This is a genomic window from Variovorax sp. P1_H12_2 (assembly GCF_056405335.1).
The window spans coordinates 1-2,371 of the sequence record NZ_JBFUCI010000636.1 but is presented as its reverse complement, the minus strand read 5'-3'; the positions used below and the strand labels follow the sequence as shown (position 1 = coordinate 2,371).

At 65.3% G+C, this 2,371-nt stretch carries 3 protein-coding genes; all 3 read left to right on the top strand.

The features are described from left to right. Nucleotides 1–100 precede the first annotated feature (100 nt). Nucleotides 101–961 carry a flagellar motor stator protein MotA gene (gene motA, locus AC1D2K_RS33540; RefSeq protein WP_478094603.1) on the top strand — a complete coding sequence of 287 codons (861 nt, stop codon included), beginning with the start codon at nucleotides 101–103 and terminating at the stop codon, nucleotides 959–961. Nucleotides 962–979: 18 nt separating this feature from the next. Next, complete coding sequence (gene motB, locus AC1D2K_RS33535; RefSeq protein WP_478094601.1) at nucleotides 980–1,906, top strand: flagellar motor protein MotB; 927 nt, start codon at nucleotides 980–982, stop codon at nucleotides 1,904–1,906. Nucleotides 1,907–1,959: 53 nt separating this feature from the next. After that, nucleotides 1,960–2,371: Hpt domain-containing protein (locus AC1D2K_RS33530; protein ID WP_478094599.1), on the top strand; the 412-nt coding region annotated here is incomplete at its 3' end.

Below are 2,371 nucleotides of genomic sequence, written 5' to 3'. Positions count from 1 at the left end.
CATTCCGCACTGAGCGCGAACGGAGTTCATTGAAAACGGTAATTTTTCATTGATTCAGAGTTTTTATTGATTTGACGCCTGCGGGCAAAAGGGGACGCGCGTGCTCGTGTTGGTTGGATACCTGGTAGTGATAGGGGCCGTTTTCGGCGGCTACGCCCTGATGGGCGGGCATTTCGGCGTCCTGTTCCAGCCCGTCGAACTGCTGATGATCGGCGGCTCCGCGTTGGGCGCCTTCATCGCGGGCAACAACGGCAAGACCATCAAGGCGACGATGAAGGAGCTGCCGCTGCTGCTGCGTTCGTCCAAGCACAACCGGCAGCTCTACATGGACCTGCTCGCCCTGCTGTACGAGTTGCTCGCCAAGGCGCGCAAGGACGGCATGATGAAGCTGGAGTCCGACGTCGAGAACCCGGGCGAGAGCGAGATCTTCGGGCGCTACCCGGTCATCATGGCCGACAGCGAACTGATGGAGTTCCTCTGCGACTACCTGCGCCTGGTCATCAGCGGCAACACCGACCCGTTCGAGATCGAGGCCCTGATGGACCACGAGATCGAGACCATCCGCCACGAGGCCGAGGTCCCCCAGCACAGCCTGGCCGGCGTCGCCGATGCCTTGCCGGCGCTGGGCATCGTCGCGGCGGTGATGGGCGTGGTCCACGCGCTGGCTTCCGCCGACCTGCCGCCTTCGGAGATGGGCGCGCTGATTGCGCATGCGATGGTCGGCACCTTCCTCGGCGTGCTGCTCGCCTACGGCTTCGTGTCGCCGCTGGCCTCGCTGATCGGCCAGAAGGTCGAAGAGGCCATGAAGGTCTACCAGTGTGCCAAGGTCACCCTGCTCGCCAGCCTCAACGGCTATGCGCCGCAGCTCGCGGTGGAGTTCGGCCGCAAGGTGCTGTTCTCCACCGAGCGCCCCTCCTTCACCGAACTGGATGACCATGTTCGGGAAGTCAAGGCACGCTGATCGGCAGGGGGCGCGGACATGAGCGCAGACAAGCAGCACATCATCGTCAAGCGGGTGGTCGCGGGCGGCGGGGGCCACCATGGCGGCGGCTGGAAGATCGCCTACGCCGACTTCATGACCGCCATGATGGCGTTCTTCCTCGTCATGTGGCTGCTGGCGATCTCGACGCCGAAGCAGCGCGAAGGCATCGCCGAGCATTTCCGCATGCCGCTCAAGGCCGCGCTCAGCGGCGGCGACAGGAGCAGCCTGAGCACCAGCATGATCCCGGGCGGCGGTGCCGACCCGATCCACAGCGAGGGCGAGGTCCGGCAGGTCAGCCAGAGCGAGGAGGAGGCCGACGCGGAACGCCTGGCCGAGATGAAGAAGCGGCTCGATGCACTGATCGAGAACAGCCCGGTCTTCAAGCAGTTCCGCTCGCAGATCCTGATCGACATCACGACCGAGGGCCTGCGCCTGCAGCTCGTCGACAGCGAGAACCGGCCGATGTTCGACCTCGCCAGCGCCCGGGTGGTGCCGCACATGCGCGCCATCCTGCGCGAGCTCGGGCCCAAGCTCAACGAGCTGCCCAACAAGATCACGCTGTCGGGCCATACCGATGCGTTCGTCTACAGCAACGGCGACAAGGCCTACGGCAACTGGGAACTGTCGGCCGACCGCGCCAACGCCTCGCGGCGCGAGCTGGTGATCGGCGGYATGACCGAGAGCAAGGTGCTGCGCGTGGTCGGCCTGTCCGACAGCATGCACCTGGACAACGCCGATCCGCGCAATCCGATCAATCGGCGCATCAGCATCATTCTGCTCAACCGCCAGACGCAGGAGCGGATCGAGCGCGAGAACAGCGGCGACGGGGCGGCCGTGCGGGTGAGCGCCGCGCGGGCCGCCGCACCGGGCAGCAGCAGCGACCTGAAGCCGGCCGCCTTCAAGCCCCAGGCCCCGACGCAGTAACAGAGACGACAGACCCAGCATCGGCCCCTCGGGGCCGGCATCGGAGCACACAGATGGACCTCAGCCAGTTTTCCCAAGCATTCTTTGTCGAAGCGATCGAGCTTCTGGCACAGATGGAGCAATTGCTGCTCGAACTCGACGTGGAGTCGCCGGACAGCGAGCAGCTCAACGCGATCTTCCGCGCCGCGCACTCGATCAAGGGCGGCGCCGCCACATTCGGCTTCACCGCGCTGACCGAGACCACGCACCTGCTCGAGACACTTTTGGACCGGGCACGCCATGGCCAGCTGCGCCTGAGCGGTCCGATGATCGATGCCTTTTTGGAAACGAAGGACGCCTTGCAAGAACAAGTCACTGCCTACCAGGCGAACAAAGAGCCTGAAGCCGCCCGCGTCGCGCACATTTGCGCCGTGCTCCAGCAACTGGCGATGGAGAACAGCGCCGGTGGCGCGCCTGCGCCCGCGC